We start from the raw sequence: 17,212 nt of genomic DNA on the forward strand, positions 1-17,212 counted from the left end.
CCTTATCTATGAGCTACATTGACCGGAATCAATTTTCTGCAACTTTCGACATCGCCATTATCGGGGGAGGATTTAGTGGCTCCCTCGTGACAGCGAACCTGTTGCGCGACACAGGGACTCCATTATCGATCGCCCTGATCGAGCGCCGAAAACCCCTCGGTACAGGGATCGCCTACGGAACGCGAGATAGCGGCCACCTGCTCAATATTCCCGCAGGCAAAATGAGCGCCTTCGAGGACGATCCCGAACATTTCCTCCACTGGTTAGCAGATAACGGCTATCGATCGATCGATCCGGCCAGCTTCGTACCGCGTCTAGTGTACGGCAAATACATCCGCTCGATCCTAGAAGAAGCGCGGGACAACGCCATTGCCGATCACCGTCTGGAAACGTTTACCGATGCGGCGATCGATCTGGCACTCGACGGGGAAAAGGCGACGATTACCCTCAAAGGAGGCAAGAAAATCAGCGCCGCTAAAGTAGTTCTGGCGCTGGGCAATTTTCCCGCAACGGTTCCCCAACCCCTCGCGTCTCTCAATTCCCTCTATCTCCGCGACGCTTGGGAGACGGACACACTCGCCGAGCTAAAACCCGACGGGACGGTGCTGCTCGTCGGTACGGGGTTAACGATGGTGGATATGGTGGTTTCCCTGGCACAAAGGGGATTCACGGGCAAAATCCACGCAGTTTCCCGTCATGGCCTGATCCCTCGATCGCACCGACCCACCGATCCCTATCCCCCGTTCCTCACCCTCGAAACCGCGCCCCAGACCACCCGGGGACTCCTAGGGCGGATTCGCGCGGAGGTAAAAACCGCCGAGAGTCAAGGTCACGACTGGCGGGCCGTTTTAAACGCCTTACGCCCGATATCTCAAGGTCTATGGCATTGTCTGCCGATAGGGGAACGCGCCAGATTTCTACGCCACCTGAAAGCCTATTGGGAGGTTCTTCGCCATCGCCTCGCCGACGAGATCGCCAGTATCCTCGATGAGGCCGTAGAATCGCGACAATTAACCTATCATGGGGGAAGAATTGAAAGTGCTGAGGTTAAAAACGGCTGTGTAGAGGTTACTATCCGTCAACGGGGGACGGGAAACCTCTTAAACCTAACCGTCGATCGAATTATTAACTGTACCGGCGCGGGTAACGATTACGCGACCATAACCGATCCCCTCGTCGTTCATCTTCGCCAACGGGGGTTAATCCGTCCCCATCCTTTGAATTGTGGCATCGAAACCGCGGACAACGGGGCGATTCTCAGGCCAGACGGTACGGCATCGCCAACCCTCTACACTTTGGGAAATCCCCGCAAAGGCGATCTCTGGGAAACCACCGCCATTCCCGAACTGCGTTTACAGGCGGCCGAACTGGCCCGGGATTTGTTGCGATCGCTGAAAGAGAGAATTTCTCTCCCCACGGCCTACTCGATCGCATTCGGGCCGGCAGTGCCGATTTTCCGCCAGCTTTTCGATAGGGAATCGAGTACCTACACCTATCTGATCGCTGATTCGGGTACGGGGGAGGCGATTTTAATCGATCCGGTCCTCGAACAGGTCGATCGCGATCGGCAGATTCTTTGGCAGTTGGGGTTAACTCTAGGCTACACGATGGAAACCCATGTCCACGCCGACCATATCACCGGAGCGCACCGCTTACGGGAGTTAACCAACTGTTCGATCCTCGTTCCCGAAAACGCGGAAGTGAGCGATATCGATGGTTATGTGCGCGATGGCGACCTCTGGACCGTGGCAGGTCAGCAGCTAAAAGCGATCGCAACTCCAGGCCACACCGATAGTCATATAGCCTATCTCATCGATGAAAAACGCCTATTAACGGGGGATGCACTCTTAATTCGCGGTTGCGGTCGTACCGATTTTCAGAAGGGTTCGCCGGAGGTGCTATACAAGACGGTGACGGAGAAGTTATTCACTCTCCCGGACGATACGCTTGTTTATCCCTGTCACGATTATCTGGGAAGAACGGTCTCCTCGATCGGTGAGGAAAAGCGCTGGAATCCCCGTTTTGCCAGCCGCGACCGCGAGGACTTTGTGGAGTTGATGAATAATCTCAATCTACCCTATCCCAAGAAGATGACTGCGGCCTTAAGTGCCAACGCACGGGGTGGTAAGGTGGTTTTCGTCATGGATTATCAGATTTAAACGGGCAAGCGATTGATCGCCCCGTCGGTCCTGCGCTACACTGGATAACGAAACACTGGAGGAGTAAAAGCCCATTCCTACTGCCGCGCAACAGCTAACCTGTTTTATTTTAAGTTATTGGGCAACGAAGATGTATTTGCCCGTTAATATTGTTCGGATTGACGAAAGAACGGGAAATATCTTTTTTCTCGCTGGGGAAGAGCAAGAAATTATTATTTTTAAAAATGGCGATTGGAGGTATGTATGATAAAACGCGAGTTTGAATCGATGAGTCGCGAAGAATTGCGAGCCTATATTCTCGAACATAGAGAGGACGAGAGGGCCTTTCAAATTTATCTCGATCGGGTGACGGCCGAACCGGGAGAAATTTATCCCGCACCGCGTTCGATCGAGGATTTAAGTCATTTTCCCGAACTGGTAGCGAAAAATCGCCGCAATACACAACAGAAAATATAAAGCCAATGCACTATTATTTACAGATTTTATACGTTTTCTCGAAAAGCGCGATCCCGTAATTTTCTAGAAACTCGATCGCTAGAGATTTCCAAGTCGCATCATCTCTAGGATAAAATTCGGGTGTACAGACATACGCCTCTAGATTCAAGTCTAGATAGTTTTTGTCCAGCCTTGCGTCGAAATAACTGATCGTGTTGCTTAATTGATTGATCGCTTTACAACGATTTTCAGTAACTTTTTTGGCGCTGGTTGCATTGAATTTAAATTCGACAAAGCAGAAATCACTTTTATCGAAAAATACACAATCACAATGGGAAGTTCCATAGCCTAAAAAACCTTTCTTACCATCGATCGGGATAAAACCAATTATTGTATTATCGCTAACCTTGAATGTTTTAGTGTCGTCGAAATCGTTAATTAAAATGTCCTCATCGTTCAAGTGAATAGTACAAGTCGAATTCACGAGAATATCGATAATGATAAAAGACTGACCATTGTAGTCTATAATTAGAAACTCCTCTCTCTCCTCGATTTGTATAAATTGATCGAGTTTGTCTATTTTTTGGGATAGATGGCCTTTGATTTCGTTAAACTCTGTCATTTGCGTTTAAACGTTCTAGCGTGAATATTATATAGCTTATTAAATTCCCCTCCCATCATTTCGGATACGGTATCTAGATAATTCTGAGCGATCAATCCCGTGTTACTATCAAAAATAGATTCACAATAATTAGCCTCCTCATCTAAAGATTGATTTCCTAGAGAGTACGCGGAAAATTCAGCCGCATTCAACCAGTAATCTTCTGGTATTATTTCCGACACTTCAGACTGTGCCGATGGATTTTTTTCAACAACTCTTTTGGCGAATAGTAAATTATTAAAAACTGATAAAATATAAGGACTGTGGGTAGTGATAATTAATTGATTATCTTCATTCCGATTAACCATTATCGCTAATAATTCAATTAAATGCTTCTGTGCAACTGGAAATAAATGCGCTTCTGGTTCCTCTATAATTCTCAAAATTATCGAATCATAAATAATATTTAAAAAGATGTCCTGTAAAATTCTAATACATTCCTGCTGACCAGATGAAGCATTACGAAGATCAATAGAATATCGATCGTTTTTGTTAAATATAATCTTTTCTTCAGAATTGCCAATTAAGTATTCACCTTTTAATATTAAATCTATTTTATTTTTTATCACTCTTAAATACTCAATTCCTTTTTTATTTGCCTGATAGTTAATTAATCCATCAAAGCCAGAAAATTTTCTAAAAACTTGTTTAATAAGTTCCACTTTTTCTATAAATTGTAGCATTAAAAATTCATCTATCATTTGCAGTTTGTTAGCAGAATATTTTTTACTATTTTCTTTTAAATCAATTTCAATACTTGCAAATAAATATTTCTCAAATAAGTCAGAATAAGTTACCGTTGCATTTCTTCCAGCAATTATAAATAGTAAATCTTCTTGCTCGTTTTCAAATAAATTATTCAATAACTTTGATAGATATTGATAGGATAAACTATACTGGGTCAAATTATCTATTTTGATATATGGTTTTTCGGAGTTATCAATATTTTTTTTGGACAAATTAATATAATCTGCAAAACCGTTTTTGAACTGTTCATCTAAAAATTTTTCGCTAAATATTAAGCATAAATTTTTATTTAAATCAAGATTCAATTGTATATATCTATTTTTTTGAAAACTATAATAAAATCTAACCTCAAAATTCAAAAAATTGAGCGTAGAACCAAAAAAATCATAAAACTTTATTTTTATAAATTCTCTAAAATAAGTATCAATATCTGTATATTTCGGTATTTTTTCTTGGGCGAATAAAAAACTTTCAGATTTTAGATTTTCTTTTAATGATTTAAAAAAATAAATCAATTTAGCGATCGTACTCTTGCCGCTTGCCTGTTCACCGATTAAAACTAGAACCTTTTTAATCTCGATTTCAGCGTACTCGATCGCTCCGAAATTTTTAATGATAATTTTTTGCATAGATGCGTGCGCTCTCTATCCGGCTATAGACCATAGTACCGCAAGCACCTTCTACCCGACCATCCCCAACCCGCGACCATTGCCCGTTGTTCACCCATTCCCGAAAGTGACGAGAAGATCATTCAACGCATCCATATCGCCATCCATTAAAAACGCATCGTGACCGTGCGGCGATCGCAACCAAAATAATTCAGAATTGGGGATATATTTCGCCAATTCCTCTTGTTCTACGGGAGGATAAAGAAGATCCGAATCGATCGCCACGATCGCCGTCGGTTGTTGAATCGACTGTAAAACCGATTCGTAACTTTTTCCCGTCCGGGTGACATCATGACGATCCATCGCCCTACTTAGGGTGATATAAGCATTGGCGTCAAAACGTTCGACTAACTTTTTTCCCTGATATTCTAAATAGCGGGCGATCGTAAACTCTCCCCCCTCCCCGTACTCGCGGCCGAAACGGGACTCAAAACTGGCGTGCGATCGGTAGGTAGTCATCGCCATCATCCGGGCTGCCGATAAACCCCGGGCCGGAGGGCGATCGAGCGCATAATTTCCCCCTTGCCAATGGGGATCGGCGTAGATCGCCCCCCTTTGAGCCTCTCCCAGCGCGATACACCAAGCCGAATGTCGTCCCGAAGCCGCAATCACAGCGATCGAGCGCGTCTTCTCCGGGTACAGTAGCGCCCACTCCAAAACCTGCATCCCTCCCAAGGATCCCCCGATCACCAACCGCAAAGACTCGATCCCCAATGCGTCCACCAACAGCCGTTGTAGGTGAACCAGATCCCGGACGGTAATCTCCGGGAAAGTCGGGCCGTAGGGTTTACCGGTACGGGGATCGATCGAAGTGGGGCCGGTTGTCCCGTAGCAACTGCCGAGAATATTGCTACAGACAATAAAATCCCGGGTCGGATCGAGAACGCGTCCGGTTCCTAACAAAGGTTCCCACCAAGCTTCCACGTCGGCCCATCCCGTGAAGGCATGACAGACAATAACCCCGTTATCCCGCTTGTTATTCAAAATTCCCCAGGTTCGATAGGCGATCCGCACCCTTTCGAGAACCGCCCCCGATTCGAGAACAAAAGGATGCGGTGGGGAATAGAAACGGGTTTCCGGGGAGATCAAGTCTAGGCGATCCATGGGCGGGGTGGTGGGTTATAAACTCTGGAAAGTTTGCTGGAAATCCTCGATAATATCGTCAATATGTTCCAAACCCACGGAAACGCGGATTAATTCGGGCGTTACTCCCGCCGATCGCTGTTCTTCTTCGTTTAACTGCTGGTGAGTCGTCGAGGCGGGATGGATAACCAGGGTTTTTGCGTCCCCCACGTTGGCGAGATGGCTGGCGAGTTTCACCCGGTTGATAAAATTCCGCCCGGCCTCGAAACCGCCCCGAATCCCGAAGGCTAAAACCCCGCCGAAGCCGTGTTTTAGGTACTTCTTCGCCCGTTCGTGGTAAGGATGTTCCGGTAATCCGGGATAATCCACCCATTCCACCTGTGGCTGTTCTTTGAGCCAGTTCCCTAGGGCCAAGGCGTTGGATACATGACGATCGACCCGTAGGGAGAGGGTTTCCAATCCCTGTAGCAGTAAAAATGCGTTAAACGGACTCAAGGCGGGTCCGAAGTCCCGCAATCCCTCCACCCGGGCCCGGATAATAAAGGCGATATTGCCCAAAGGGCCCGACGGTCCGAATACCTCATAGAAATTCAACCCGTGATAACCCGGCGCGGGTTCGGTAAACTGGGGAAATTTGCCGTTTCCCCAGTCGAATTTACCCGAATCGACGATTACTCCGCCGATGGAAGTGCCGTGACCGCCGATCCATTTGGTGGCCGATTGCACCACGATATCGGCCCCCTGTTCGATCGGGCGACAGAGATAGCCGCCGCAACCGAAGGTATTATCGACGATCAGGGGAATGCCGTTCTCGTGGGCGATATGGGCCAGGGCGGCAAAATCGGGAATATTAAATCGGGGATTGCCGATCGTCTCTACATATAAAGCTTTAGTGCGATCGTCGATCGCCGCTCGAAAAGCCTCGGCCTCATCGCCATCGACGAACTTGACATTTATTCCTAAACGTGGTAAGGAGACTTTGAACTGATTATAGGTTCCGCCGTAGAGGTAGCTAGTGGAAACGATATTATCCCCCGCACCGGCGATATTAGCGATCGCTAGAAATTGCGCCGCCTGACCGCTAGAGGTGGCCAGGGCCGCCGCACCTCCTTCTAAAGCGGCGATCCGCTTCTCGAAGACATCGGTGGTCGGGTTCATGATCCTGGTGTAGATGTTGCCGAACTCTTCCAAGGCAAACAGTCGCGCCCCGTGGTCGGCATCGTTGAAAACGTAGGAGGTGGTTTGATAGATGGGAACGGCGCGGGCGTTGGTTCCGGGGGCAGGTTCCTGGCCGGCGTGTACTTGTAGCGTCTCGAAACGGTAACGGTCAGACATGGGCGCTCAGGGAGGGAAATAAAGGATAAATTCCTTGATCTGTGCGATCGAGGAAAAAGGGTGATTAAATGACCTCATTAGGGGATGGAATGGGTACAGTAGGCTTATTCGCTTACTGTATTTTTCTATCATAGCCATTTCTGCGAGTCAATTTATCGAGATATCCTGTATACAGAATATCTTTTATGCCGAAACTAGATTGTGTTAAGGTAATTGCTACAAAAGCAAGTACCAGCTAGACTGGTGGAATGAGAATGTACCATTTAAGACAAGGGAAATTTTGTGATAATTGTTTCTGGATAACCCCGATTCCTTTCTTGGATAAATAAATGCTTTTTTGTCCAACTTTCTGACTAAAACTAACGAGATAATCGTTTTAATTCATGATTACTAAAACATTTAAGCGGCGAATATGATAATTACAAATAAACAATTATTTCACGATCTTTTATCAGCCAAAACGAAAAAATAACGAGACTAAATCTGAATTTATCTAAATAATATAGAACAAAGTTTACCTTTATTTCTAGTTGCTAAAATTATTAAAATAGATAAAATCAGCCATTTTATTGATTTGTAATCCCATCCCATAAACTATCTCTATTACCAATTAAAATGCTCAAAATTCGCCTTTTTGCTAGACCAAGCAATCTCTTTTTTTTGTTATTAATTTTGGCGATTATTTTTAATCCTTTCGTGATTGTCAATGCGGGAGAAAGAGGAGTTTTAATGGTCTTTGGTCAAGTACAGGATAAAATACTTAATGAGGGTATTCACGGGATTATTCCCGTTGTTAACACGGTGAAAAAACTAAGTGTGAGAATTCAAAAACAACAGATAGCGGCCGAAGCTTCCTCCAAAGACCTACAGGAAGTCTTCACAGATGTGGCCCTGAATTGGCATATTTTAGCATCAGAAGTTAATACTATTTTTCAACAAATTGGCGATGAAGCGGCTGTCATTGAACGAGTGATCGATCCAGCAGTTGAGGAAATTCTCAAGGCAGTTATGGCTAAATATACCGCCGAAGAATTAATTACTAAACGGGAGGAGGTGAAAGGGGAAGTGGATATTCGTTTGACCGAAAGAATGAAAAATTATCATATCGGTGTCGATGATATTTCTTTGGTTCATGTCAATTTTTCCGATCGCTTTACCGATGCGGTGGAAGCCAAACAAATTGCCGAACAGGAGGCCAAAAAAGCCGGTTTTATGGTGCTGAAAGCTCTGAAAGAATCGGAAGTAAAAATCAATCTGGCTAAGGGAGAGGCGGAAGCTCATCGCATTCTCCAAGATTCCTTAAGTCCAGAAGTTTTACAGAACAAAGCGATCGAAAGATGGGACGGTAAACTTCCCCTATTTATGGATGATAATCTGCTCAAGTCCCTTGAATTGGTTAAAGATAAGCGAAAAACTAGATGATAAAAACAATTTATTAAAACCAGAAGAAAGAATACTTGATTTTATTGAAGTTCACTGCGAGGAACTCCTCTATGCTGTTTAAATCCCAAAAGACAAAGCAGAAATTTAACCCTGATTACTGGCGAGATCATTCGGCCAACGAACGCACCTATCTGTCTTGGATGCGCGCCTCGATCGCTTTGATGGGTTTTGGTCTGGTCATTTTGCGTTTACGGACAGCATCTTCCACAGCCCTAGGATTGGGGTGGCTGTTGGGTTTTGTCTTCGCTATGGTGGGATTATTAACCGTTGTCATCGCCACGCGCCACTATTTTCTCATCCGTCGGGCGATCGATAGTAATAGCTACGAACCTGCTCAAGTCTGGATTATTTGCTTTAGTATAGCGATCGCTTGTCTAGGGTCGGGAATTCTCTATTTTGTCGCCACCAGTCCCGATAGCGGTGGAGTGGAAAGCATCGGTTTCGATTAAAACCCCATCCTCGCAGGGAGCGGGATGGGGAAAAATTGCTCGATACAGGCGGTAAAATCCAGATAAATACTCAAAATTCCCCATTTTCCGACCTTTCCCAGGAAGGGGCGAAAGGTGGACAAATTAAAGGACAGGCGCGCCAATGACTGTGAACAGGGACTCCCAAGCGTTGACAATAGCCGTTTCCTCTCCCCTGAAACTTATAAAACCGACAGTAACGACAGGTGGAGGAACAAGTAGCAACTTTCGGGAGAGGATTTCCCGTGGATTCGATCGCTGTTAGTTTTGAGGATAGGGTGGAAATGGTGTCTAGCAAGGAAGTCTCCAAGGCTAACGGGGTTCACTAGCGACTCTTACCGTACCTAGTCACAAATTATGTCACAGTCGCCCGTCGTCCCGGAGTATAACGATTGACACGCTCCTAAAAAATTGAGAAAATCCCTTGCTGCCAGAACTATTCCACCACAACACGCCTAGAAAAGCCCCAACTTAAGGAGGCCGCCACCATCATTAATACCATCCACTCTGGCGGCAAATAGGTTGGTTGACAAGCTTTTAACAACAATCTTCCCCCTACCGCTAAAACCGTCAGATAGGCCGCATCTTGTAGGTAAACAAACTCAGCTAACCACCTGACAAATAAACCGGTCAAAAATCGTAGGGCTAACATTCCCAAAATACCACCAGTCAGGAGAATCCAGAATTGATCGGCTAGGGCGATCGCTGTTGTCACACTATCGAGGGAAAAAGCCAGATCTGTAAAAGCAATCAGAACAATAACACGGCCAAAAGATTCTATGGCGAGATTAGGGGCAAAATTTTGGTCTTCTATGTCTATATCTAAAAATTTCTGCCAAAAATGCTTACCCGCTAACCAGAGCAGATAAATAGCACCCAGTACCTCCACCTGCCAGAATTTAACTGTCCAACTGGCACTGACTAACATGGCAACTCTTAACACAAATGCCCCGGCCAATCCCCAGTTTAAAGCCTGGCGTTGTTGTCTGGGGTCGGGAAGTTCTCGCACCAAAGCGGCCAGGGCGACGGCATTATCGGCCGATAGAATGGTTTCTAAGACTGCCAGGGTGAGAATAGTGCCGCAAGTGGTTAGAGAGAGATTTTCAGCTATATCGAGAATTTGAGGGGACATATAATTATATTTTTACTCCTATGACGTTGTAGATGCGTCTTGGTATTTCCTGCTAGGATTCTTGACTATTTTTTTGTCGGTATAAATTGAAGGTCAAGTTCTTGAGCTTGCGATCGAGGGTGAGATTGCTGACCACACTCTCCTTGATCAGGATTTTGGCCGGACACTATCATCTTAGGTACGGGACAAGCATAAAAGCAAATATTCTTAATTGTGGTTTTAATAAATAAAAGTGATGAAAGGGCGAGGGACTTTCTTGGCTTTGCATAAAGGGAATTTATGGATTTGAAAACAAAGAATATTTGTTTTTATTAAAGCCATTGCCTAGAGTGAAAACAGAGACTCAAAAAGATCACTCAAGGAGATCAAAAACGATGAAACCGAAGCTACTGACAGCCTTCTGTCTATTGCTAATCACAGTTTTTTCTTGCTTCCACCCTGCCATCGCTAGGGCCGTTACCCCCACTGGCGGCGCACCGGCAAAAATTACTCTGGTCGAGCCGGCTGCCGGCGATAATCTGCAAAAACTACAGGAAACTAACGCCTGTGTCGGTTGTGACTTTAACGGAATTAGCCTCAAAGATTTAAACTTGTCCTCGGCCAATCTAGAAGGAGCAAACCTCAGTCAAGCGGATCTAGAAAGAACAAACTTACAAGGTGCTAACCTCAAAGGGACTGACCTCCGGGGAGCCGACCTCGGCAAAACTCTCCTAGCGGGAGCCGATTTAAGCAAGGCCAATCTCTTAGGTGCAGATTTAGAAAAAGCCAACCTGCAAGGAGCAAACTTAACCAACGCCAATCTGCAAAAAGCTGACTTAGAGAAGGCCAATCTCACTAATGCTCGGTTAGACGGTGCTAACCTGCAAGATGCGGACGGTGAAGGGGCGATCGGTGTCGATCCCAATCTATTCTAAAAAAAGTTTTTATGGCAGAATCAAGTTTTAGCGGTTTTCAAGGAGAGCAATATCTATGGAAATTACTCCTTTTTCTCAGCGATCGCTAGATGGGGAGGGAGCGGAAATGCTGCTAGACTTTAAAAAAGCCCATCAGCAAGATTTAAAGGCAATTGCCGAGATTTTGGCAAGAATTAGTCACCAATCACCAGAAAAGGTAGAAATTCTCTTGGAGACAATGCTAAAACAACTGATAGAGCCAAAAACACCTTTTTACGAGACGGCAACACCGACGGAACGAGCGCAAGCTTTTCGGGATTGGGCAAGTAGTCACGATCGAGGCAGCGCACTTTTATCCGACTATGCCGTAAGTCGCGATAGTATCTATGACGATGAGTGCCTGTGACTTTGTGCGGAACCTGATCACACCATGTATGGCGATGCTGTGGGTGCGACAAGTCTATTATTGGGACAAGGAGAAAAACTCTATATCGCACCACAGAATTTAATCGAGTTTTGGAACGTTTACTTTTAAGCAAAAACGCGAGCATCCCGAGGACGAACATAAACTTGCTCCCCGACTTGGAGGTGCAGTTGATCCAGTTGTTCTCGATTCAGATGGGCAATCAGGAGAGAGCGATCGGGTAGAATTAATTCCACATCGATGGCCCAACCCAGATGGATAATGCGCTCGACTTTTGCCGCAATGCTAGACCCATTGGGAAAAGAGAGAATTTCTAGGTCGTGGGGACGAATGAAAATCTTGACTCCGTTAGTACCCCCTCCGAGCTGCTCGAATAGTGCAGCCGAGGTCGGTGCCAAAACATTCACCCGGCCGATAAAACTCATCACAAAAGCAGAGGCAGGATGATCGTACACCTGATCGGGAGTTCCCACCTGTTCGATTTTACCCTCATTGAAAATTACGATCTCGTCGGCCACTTCCATGGCTTCCTCCTGGTCGTGGGTGACAAAAACACTGGTGACATGAACCTCCTCGTGTAACTGTCGCAACCAAACTCGTAGCTCTTTTCTAACTTTGGCATCCAAGGCCCCAAAAGGCTCATCTAATAATAATACTTCCGGTTCCACCGCTAAGGCCCGGGCCAGGGCAACCCGTTGACGTTGACCCCCGGATAGTTGGGCCGGATAGCGATCGCCTAATCCCTGCAATTGAATTAAACTCAAGAGATTGTCCACTCGTTTTTGAATGTAGTCCGGGGCAGCTTTGCGAATATTTAAACCGAAAGCGATATTCTGACGCACCGTCAGGTGTTTAAAAAGCGCATAATGCTGAAAAACAAAGCCAATGTTCCTTTTTCTGACATTTAAATGGGTTGTGTCTTTGCCGTTGATGATAATTTTGCCTGTGTCGGGAGGTTCTAATCCTGCGATCGCTCTCAGGAGAGTGGTTTTTCCTGAACCAGACGGACCGAGCAGTGCCACCAGACGATTCGATTTGATCTCTAGGTTGATGTTGTCTAAAGCAGTAAAGGTGCCGAATTTTTTCGATACTCGCTCGATGATGATGCTCACGGTAGCTAATCCTCTGGCAAAAAAATGTATAGGGTTTGACCGTATTTTAACCATGATTTAATCGCAGTCGTATTAAAATACAATTACATTTTACAAGATAGCAAGAAAATTAAGTTTCGATTCGGGAGATTACTGGTTATAAACGGAGACTAAAAGATTAAACAGCGATAAAAGCTTACTATTACTGTTTTTTGCTCTTTTAGTCGGTTCTAAAGGCTTAATTAACTAATTTTGTCCCTTAACCACCAGAAACACACCGGAGAAAAGAGACAACTGAGGCAAAAATGGACTATTCTTTATTGACAATATTTAGCTTTTTTATCGGAATTGTCGTGGGATTAACGGGAATTGGCGGTTCATCCTTGATTACACCCCTATTAATCTTTGTATTTCAGGTTCCCGCTACCACCGCAGTGGGTTCCGATGTGGTAGCGGCCGGGTTGATGAAAGTGGTCGGCACTGTTCGTCACTGGCAACAGCAAACGATCGAGTTAGAAGTGGTAAAATGGCTAGTAATTGGCAGTGTACCCGGTTCTCTGTTAGGATTAGTCGGTTTTCGCTATTTTCAGCAGAATAGCTCTCTCAATCTCGATCAATGGTTGCCTCCTATCATCGGTCTTGTCTTGATGATCGTGACCGTCCTAGCGGCCCTGGAACTACTAATCTCCTTGTTTTTTCCCGATTTGTCCCCTTGGTCCTGGCCAAAATTAGATTTAACCACTCGATCGGGTCAGATAAAAACAACGATATTAGGGGCAGTTTTAGGCTATTTGGTCGGTTTAACCAGTATTTCCAGTGGTTCCTTATTTGCATTGGTCTTGATGACCTTTTTTCACCTTGATTCTCGCAAATTAGTCGGTACAGATCTATCGCAAGCGTCCATCCTCTTAACCTGTACTTCCATCGGTCATCTGGGATTAGGAACAGTAGACTGGAATCTGGTACTTCCCATCTGGTTGGGTGGGATACCGGGGGTAGTAGTGGGAGCAAGATTATCGGAATATTTCCCCAAAAATGCCCTAAAAATACTGCTTTATACGGTTCTAGTCACGGTCAGTTGGCGCTTACTGCAACCCACCTAATCCTCAAAGTTCACTCGAAAGTCATCATACTACCCATCAACAGATCGGGACTGGTGGCGACAAAATAGATAATTCCCGCACCGAGAATAACGATCGCTAAACTAAATAGTAGCACCCATCGATCGGCTGGTTCGTAGGTATCTTCATCTATATCTCTTCTGACTGTAAAATAATGGGCTGTGGTCAAAAATACGGTCAATAAACCCACTAAAGCAAACATTAAGCCTAATTTCCAGCCATAACCGGGCCGGGGAACCAGAGGAGGATGAAAGGCCCGTAAACGCAGGATAACCATACCAAAACCCATTAATGCGATCGCTGTTCGCATCCAAGACAGATAGGTGCGTTCATTGGCCAGATGATCGCGGACTCGATTGGGATTGACTTTTTTCGGTTTAATGCTGGTCTTGCTTTCCGTCACTGGTGATTTGAGAAAAAATAACATGATCGAGATGACTAGGGGTCGGTTTCAAGTTGATCGTTTGAGAAGATGATGTTATTCTATGGCACTTGAGTTATAGATGGTATGGAAAAAATCTAAAATCTCTTTTTAGATGTATTTGTATTGAATCAAAAATCAAATAGGGTTTGCTGAATAAATCTAAAAACATTGTTCGATAAGACTTTTAGACCTTTTTGAAATCCAAAAGTACCGGCCATTGGAGTGATCGGGGGGAAAATCCCTGGACTTTTTCCCTGAAAATGGGTAAAACCCTACACCCTACACCCTACACCCTACACCCTGCCCCCAGGAAAAACTTTTTGCCGCAAACCCTAAATAGATTCTGCTTGCTGCTGGAGAAGGGTCCATCCATAGCTTAAGGATAGGGCCAAGAAAGCCAGGGGAAGACTTTCCTTGATCATAAACACACCCAAACCGATCAGCACACAGGGGACAAAGTGGCTACCGTGACTGCTAATTAAATTAGCGATCGCCGGTAATTTAGTCAACTGATGAGCAGTAAAACACCAAACACCCACCAAGATCAGAAAAACGCTGACGATAGTGACTAAATTTGGCCAAGTATTACTAGCGAACAGCGGCAGATAAATGCCGATATTATCACTGCCATTGGCGATGGTAATTGCCGCCACAGCACCGGTTTGAGGGGAAAACCAGGCCAGCAAAGGAGAAGACGGTGCTGATTCTACAGCCATCTCCAGAGGATTATCCGTCTCGGTTTCTTCTCGCTGCCAGAGACTCCGAATCCCGAAAATCACCGGCAACAGGCCGAGAAAACGAATCCACTGAGCCGGAATCAAGAAACTCCCGAAAAAGCCGGTTAAACTCGCCAAAATCAGCAGTATAAAGCCTAAATACTGACCGATAACGATATGACGACGGCGAAAAAGTTTATTGACCTGGGCGAAAAGAATCGTCAAAATCAGGATGTCATCGAGATTAGTGGCAATAAAGGCCGCTATTGCTGTGGATATGGCAGTAATCATGGTAGTCATGGGATTTTTTTCTTAATCGGCTCTTCTGGTCTCGATCGCCCTACTTCTACTCTAGAAAGAGCTATTAATAAAATCAAATATTCTTTCTTGTTGATTTAATAAATTAAAATGATGGAAAGACCAATAGAGACGAAAAACCCCTTGCCATGGCCAGAATGACCCTAGATCAATTGGAAATCTTTCTAGCGACTGCCGAACATCTCCACTTCACCAAAGCAGCAGAAGCTTTATATATCACCCAACCGGCCGTCAGTGCCGCCATTGCCTCCCTAGAAAGTGAATACGGGGTGAAATTATTCCATCGCGTCGGTCGTCACATCGAGATCACGGAAACAGGACGTTTATTGCAATTAGAAGCGCAACGCATTCTTACCCAGGTAACTTTGACAGAAAGGGGATTAGCGGAATTCAACGACTTGCAACGGGGAGAACTACAATTAGGGTCGAGTTTGACTATTGGTAACTATTGGCTCCCGGCAAAAATTAGCGATTTTCAGGAGCGCTATCCGGCAATTAAGATCAACTGCACCCTAGCTAATACGGAAGAAATCTGTCTGGGTACGGCTAACGGACGTTTTGACCTAGCATTAATCGAGGGAGAAGTCAAGAGTGATTTAACACATTGTTTAGAACAGGAGATCGTCGGCAGCGATCGCCTATTAATTATTGTCGGACGTTCTCATCCTTGGTATAAAAGAGAAGCGATCGAATTGCCGGAATTAGTGGAAACCCCTTGGGTAATGCGAGAATCGGGATCGGGAACTCAACAAAGATTCCAGGAAGCGTTACAGAATTGGGGCATCGATTTACGGACATTAAAGGTGACTTTGCTGTTAAATACGGGGGAAATGGTGAAAGCAATCATCGAGAATAGTTTGGCAGCTGCCGGCATTTCCGAATTGATGGTTCAAAAGGAATTAGAATTAGGCACATTGCGATCGATTCGAGTCATCGATACTTCCGGTTTATCCCCTCGCTATCTCGAATTTACGCGCCCTTTTTTAAAAATAAAACACCGTCAGCGCTTTCAACCCCGCGTCTGTCAGGTTTTCGAGCAGATGTTGTGATCTGCTTGCAGAATGGAATTAGATACTTCTAGTCCTTATTACAGATTTTTGGAGATGTCTTGTCTCATTACCAAGATAGAACCTTAGAATGAGACAAGGGAGGGTCTCCCTCCTTTCCCTGATAGGTTATACAAGAGGTGGAACCTCTGGAAATGCCTTGCAAGGGAGACCCCTGCAACAAGCTAACCCTTACCTTGCAATACCAACCATACTGTTTTGAGTGACGCAGCCTTGATAGTCCTGTCACTGAAAAAGGGGACTCTTGGTTTGTTTAGTCTAATTTAAACTCTGTAACATTGCCTTTCCCGTCAGTATTACAGTAACCAGAGACTTTTTTCTTCGGCACAGACCAATTGTAGGTTAATCCACCTCGGTTGATATCTTGGAGTGTTGTTTCTCCCGCATCAATAGAAGACTGAAGTGTTGCACCGAGAGTCACATTAATATCGGACATCGAAACGTCGCTTCCCATATGGGAAACAACGGCATTTTTGCAATTGCGACCCCAAGCAGCAATACGAGCCTCAATTTTGGCATCGTCGTTGGCACTTCCCAGCTTCATCCAGGTTAACCCAAAAGAAACAGAAAAGAGAACAGTTAGGGTGGCCAGAGAAAGAAGTTTTTTCATGGCTAAAGTATTCGAGCAATCAATCTAATTTTGAAGTACACCGAGTATAAGACCTCTTGCAAAAGTCTTTCGTGATCTAATAAAAGGTTATTTATTTTTGCCAATACTCTTACGAGACAGCGATCGCCACAAGGAGATAGTGTTGCCAGCGTAATAAAAGAGTTTTTTGGTGATACTGTTGAAAATCTGTCCTTAATAGATAAAAAACAGAATAAGAGTCTGAAATTTGCCGAAACGAATAGGTTATGTCGAAAGAAATTTAAGCGTTTAACGGGAATGAGTCGCCGAAATTTCTATCTGATTGTTAAGATCATTAAAGAATACGAAAAAAAGAAGAATAAGCCGGGTCGTCCTTGTAGATTAATCCCAGAAGATCAGGTTTTAATAGCTATTCAATACTGGCGGGAATATCGGACTT

Annotated in this window: 19 protein-coding genes; 9 read left to right on the forward strand and 10 right to left on the reverse strand. The window is 44.9% G+C overall.

Annotated features, from left to right (window positions below; all coding sequences use genetic code 11):
- Window positions 1–8: 8 nt before the first annotated feature.
- The 3 genes from H6G48_RS27025 (at window position 9) to H6G48_RS00530 (ending at window position 2,615) form a co-directional block, all read left to right on the forward strand.
- Window positions 9–2,159, forward strand: a complete 2,151-nt coding sequence (locus H6G48_RS27025) for an FAD/NAD(P)-binding protein (protein WP_190718017.1) — start codon at window positions 9–11, stop codon at window positions 2,157–2,159.
- A gap of 73 nt (window positions 2,160–2,232) precedes the next feature.
- Window positions 2,233–2,406, forward strand: a complete 174-nt coding sequence (locus H6G48_RS27325) for a DUF6888 family protein (RefSeq protein ID WP_373276090.1) — start codon at window positions 2,233–2,235, stop codon at window positions 2,404–2,406.
- Entirely contained in the window at window positions 2,403–2,615 is a 213-nt protein-coding gene (locus H6G48_RS00530; RefSeq protein WP_190718019.1) for a DUF6887 family protein, read from the forward strand. Before H6G48_RS27325 ends, H6G48_RS00530 begins: the two co-directional genes overlap by 4 nt.
- Before the next feature lie 13 nt (window positions 2,616–2,628).
- On the opposite strand, the gene H6G48_RS00535 is transcribed toward H6G48_RS00530, so the two are convergent.
- The 4 genes from H6G48_RS00535 to H6G48_RS00550 all read right to left on the reverse strand — a co-directional run bounded on the left by H6G48_RS00535 (window position 2,629) and on the right by H6G48_RS00550 (window position 7,088).
- Complete coding sequence (locus tag H6G48_RS00535; RefSeq protein ID WP_002795956.1) at window positions 2,629–3,216, reverse strand: hypothetical protein; 588 nt, start codon at window positions 3,214–3,216, stop codon at window positions 2,629–2,631.
- Window positions 3,213–4,631 carry an AAA family ATPase gene (locus tag H6G48_RS00540; RefSeq protein WP_190718023.1) on the reverse strand — a complete coding sequence of 473 codons (1,419 nt, stop codon included), beginning with the start codon at window positions 4,629–4,631 and terminating at the stop codon, window positions 3,213–3,215. The genes H6G48_RS00535 and H6G48_RS00540 overlap by 4 nt, the downstream gene beginning before the upstream one ends.
- 90 nt (window positions 4,632–4,721) lie before the next feature.
- A complete protein-coding gene (gene metX / locus H6G48_RS00545) occupies window positions 4,722–5,774 on the reverse strand; it encodes a homoserine O-acetyltransferase MetX (protein ID WP_190718026.1) in 1,053 nt (350 codons plus the stop codon).
- A 15-nt stretch (window positions 5,775–5,789) separates the two neighbouring features.
- Window positions 5,790–7,088: an O-acetylhomoserine aminocarboxypropyltransferase/cysteine synthase family protein gene (locus H6G48_RS00550; RefSeq protein WP_072927404.1), complete on the reverse strand. Its 1,299-nt coding sequence runs from the start codon at window positions 7,086–7,088 to the stop codon at window positions 5,790–5,792.
- A gap of 615 nt (window positions 7,089–7,703) precedes the next feature.
- On the opposite strand from H6G48_RS00550, the gene H6G48_RS00555 reads away from it, so the two are divergent.
- Both H6G48_RS00555 and H6G48_RS00560 read left to right on the forward strand, forming a co-directional pair.
- Complete coding sequence (locus H6G48_RS00555) at window positions 7,704–8,510, forward strand: prohibitin family protein (protein ID WP_190718028.1); 807 nt, start codon at window positions 7,704–7,706, stop codon at window positions 8,508–8,510.
- A gap of 71 nt (window positions 8,511–8,581) precedes the next feature.
- On the forward strand, window positions 8,582–8,980 hold the full coding sequence (locus H6G48_RS00560) for a YidH family protein (protein WP_190718031.1): 399 nt from the start codon (window positions 8,582–8,584) through the stop codon (window positions 8,978–8,980).
- A gap of 70 nt (window positions 8,981–9,050) precedes the next feature.
- Here H6G48_RS00560 and H6G48_RS00565 read toward each other — a convergent pair whose 3' ends face one another.
- Both H6G48_RS00565 and H6G48_RS00570 read right to left on the reverse strand, forming a co-directional pair.
- Window positions 9,051–9,296, reverse strand: coding sequence for a hypothetical protein (locus H6G48_RS00565; protein ID WP_242034474.1), 246 nt, complete (start codon window positions 9,294–9,296; stop codon window positions 9,051–9,053).
- Window positions 9,297–9,434: 138 nt separating this feature from the next.
- Window positions 9,435–10,130 carry a TerC family protein gene (locus H6G48_RS00570; protein WP_190718033.1) on the reverse strand — a complete coding sequence of 232 codons (696 nt, stop codon included), beginning with the start codon at window positions 10,128–10,130 and terminating at the stop codon, window positions 9,435–9,437.
- A gap of 374 nt (window positions 10,131–10,504) precedes the next feature.
- Between H6G48_RS00570 and H6G48_RS00575 the strand changes: the two genes are divergently transcribed.
- Both H6G48_RS00575 and H6G48_RS00580 read left to right on the forward strand, forming a co-directional pair.
- Window positions 10,505–11,044: a pentapeptide repeat-containing protein gene (locus H6G48_RS00575; protein ID WP_190718036.1), complete on the forward strand. Its 540-nt coding sequence runs from the start codon at window positions 10,505–10,507 to the stop codon at window positions 11,042–11,044.
- Window positions 11,045–11,099: 55 nt separating this feature from the next.
- On the forward strand, window positions 11,100–11,429 hold the full coding sequence (locus tag H6G48_RS00580) for a hypothetical protein (RefSeq protein ID WP_002762669.1): 330 nt from the start codon (window positions 11,100–11,102) through the stop codon (window positions 11,427–11,429).
- Window positions 11,430–11,554: 125 nt separating this feature from the next.
- Here the strand turns inward: H6G48_RS00580 and H6G48_RS00590 are convergent, their stop codons facing one another.
- Complete coding sequence (locus H6G48_RS00590; protein WP_190718041.1) at window positions 11,555–12,559, reverse strand: TOBE-like domain-containing protein; 1,005 nt, start codon at window positions 12,557–12,559, stop codon at window positions 11,555–11,557.
- Window positions 12,560–12,843: 284 nt separating this feature from the next.
- On the opposite strand from H6G48_RS00590, the gene H6G48_RS00595 reads away from it, so the two are divergent.
- The gene (locus tag H6G48_RS00595; RefSeq protein WP_147073092.1) at window positions 12,844–13,641 is read left to right on the forward strand and encodes a sulfite exporter TauE/SafE family protein; all 798 of its coding nucleotides are present in this window, start codon (window positions 12,844–12,846) and stop codon (window positions 13,639–13,641) included.
- 10 nt (window positions 13,642–13,651) lie between these two features.
- Here the strand turns inward: H6G48_RS00595 and H6G48_RS00600 are convergent, their stop codons facing one another.
- Both H6G48_RS00600 and H6G48_RS00605 read right to left on the reverse strand, forming a co-directional pair.
- Window positions 13,652–14,086 (reverse strand): YidH family protein, encoded by a 435-nt coding sequence (locus H6G48_RS00600; protein ID WP_002762666.1) that lies wholly within the window; start codon window positions 14,084–14,086, stop codon window positions 13,652–13,654.
- 329 nt (window positions 14,087–14,415) lie between these two features.
- Window positions 14,416–15,099 (reverse strand): cadmium resistance transporter, encoded by a 684-nt coding sequence (locus tag H6G48_RS00605; protein WP_190718044.1) that lies wholly within the window; start codon window positions 15,097–15,099, stop codon window positions 14,416–14,418.
- A 146-nt stretch (window positions 15,100–15,245) separates the two neighbouring features.
- Between H6G48_RS00605 and H6G48_RS00610 the strand changes: the two genes are divergently transcribed.
- Window positions 15,246–16,166: a LysR substrate-binding domain-containing protein gene (locus H6G48_RS00610; protein WP_190718047.1), complete on the forward strand. Its 921-nt coding sequence runs from the start codon at window positions 15,246–15,248 to the stop codon at window positions 16,164–16,166.
- A gap of 271 nt (window positions 16,167–16,437) precedes the next feature.
- On the opposite strand, the gene H6G48_RS00615 is transcribed toward H6G48_RS00610, so the two are convergent.
- Window positions 16,438–16,794, reverse strand: a complete 357-nt coding sequence (locus H6G48_RS00615) for a hypothetical protein (RefSeq protein WP_190718049.1) — start codon at window positions 16,792–16,794, stop codon at window positions 16,438–16,440.
- Window positions 16,795–17,212 lie beyond the last annotated feature (418 nt).

This window comes from Microcystis flos-aquae FACHB-1344, assembly GCF_014698375.1.
In the GTDB taxonomy this organism is placed as follows: Bacteria; Cyanobacteriota; Cyanobacteriia; order Cyanobacteriales; family Microcystaceae; genus Microcystis; species Microcystis aeruginosa.

Bases quoted from the DNA above. Each gene is read 5' to 3' on its own strand.
- H6G48_RS27025 (WP_190718017.1), top strand. From the start codon at position 9: ATGAGCTACATTGACCGGAATCAATTTTCTGCAACTTTCGACATCGCC.
- H6G48_RS00530 (WP_190718019.1), top strand. From the start codon at position 2,403: ATGATAAAACGCGAGTTTGAATCGATGAGTCGCGAAGAATTGCGAGCC.
- H6G48_RS00535 (WP_002795956.1), bottom strand. From the start codon at position 3,216: ATGACAGAGTTTAACGAAATCAAAGGCCATCTATCCCAAAAAATAGAC.
- H6G48_RS00540 (WP_190718023.1), bottom strand. From the start codon at position 4,631: ATGCAAAAAATTATCATTAAAAATTTCGGAGCGATCGAGTACGCTGAA.
- metX (WP_190718026.1), bottom strand. From the start codon at position 5,774: ATGGATCGCCTAGACTTGATCTCCCCGGAAACCCGTTTCTATTCCCCA.
- H6G48_RS00550 (WP_072927404.1), bottom strand. From the start codon at position 7,088: ATGTCTGACCGTTACCGTTTCGAGACGCTACAAGTACACGCCGGCCAG.
- H6G48_RS00555 (WP_190718028.1), top strand. From the start codon at position 7,704: ATGCTCAAAATTCGCCTTTTTGCTAGACCAAGCAATCTCTTTTTTTTG.
- H6G48_RS00560 (WP_190718031.1), top strand. From the start codon at position 8,582: ATGCTGTTTAAATCCCAAAAGACAAAGCAGAAATTTAACCCTGATTAC.
- H6G48_RS00570 (WP_190718033.1), bottom strand. From the start codon at position 10,130: ATGTCCCCTCAAATTCTCGATATAGCTGAAAATCTCTCTCTAACCACT.
- H6G48_RS00575 (WP_190718036.1), top strand. From the start codon at position 10,505: ATGAAACCGAAGCTACTGACAGCCTTCTGTCTATTGCTAATCACAGTT.
- H6G48_RS00580 (WP_002762669.1), top strand. From the start codon at position 11,100: ATGGAAATTACTCCTTTTTCTCAGCGATCGCTAGATGGGGAGGGAGCG.
- H6G48_RS00595 (WP_147073092.1), top strand. From the start codon at position 12,844: ATGGACTATTCTTTATTGACAATATTTAGCTTTTTTATCGGAATTGTC.
- H6G48_RS00600 (WP_002762666.1), bottom strand. From the start codon at position 14,086: ATGTTATTTTTTCTCAAATCACCAGTGACGGAAAGCAAGACCAGCATT.
- H6G48_RS00605 (WP_190718044.1), bottom strand. From the start codon at position 15,099: ATGACTACCATGATTACTGCCATATCCACAGCAATAGCGGCCTTTATT.
- H6G48_RS00610 (WP_190718047.1), top strand. From the start codon at position 15,246: ATGGCCAGAATGACCCTAGATCAATTGGAAATCTTTCTAGCGACTGCC.
- H6G48_RS00615 (WP_190718049.1), bottom strand. From the start codon at position 16,794: ATGAAAAAACTTCTTTCTCTGGCCACCCTAACTGTTCTCTTTTCTGTT.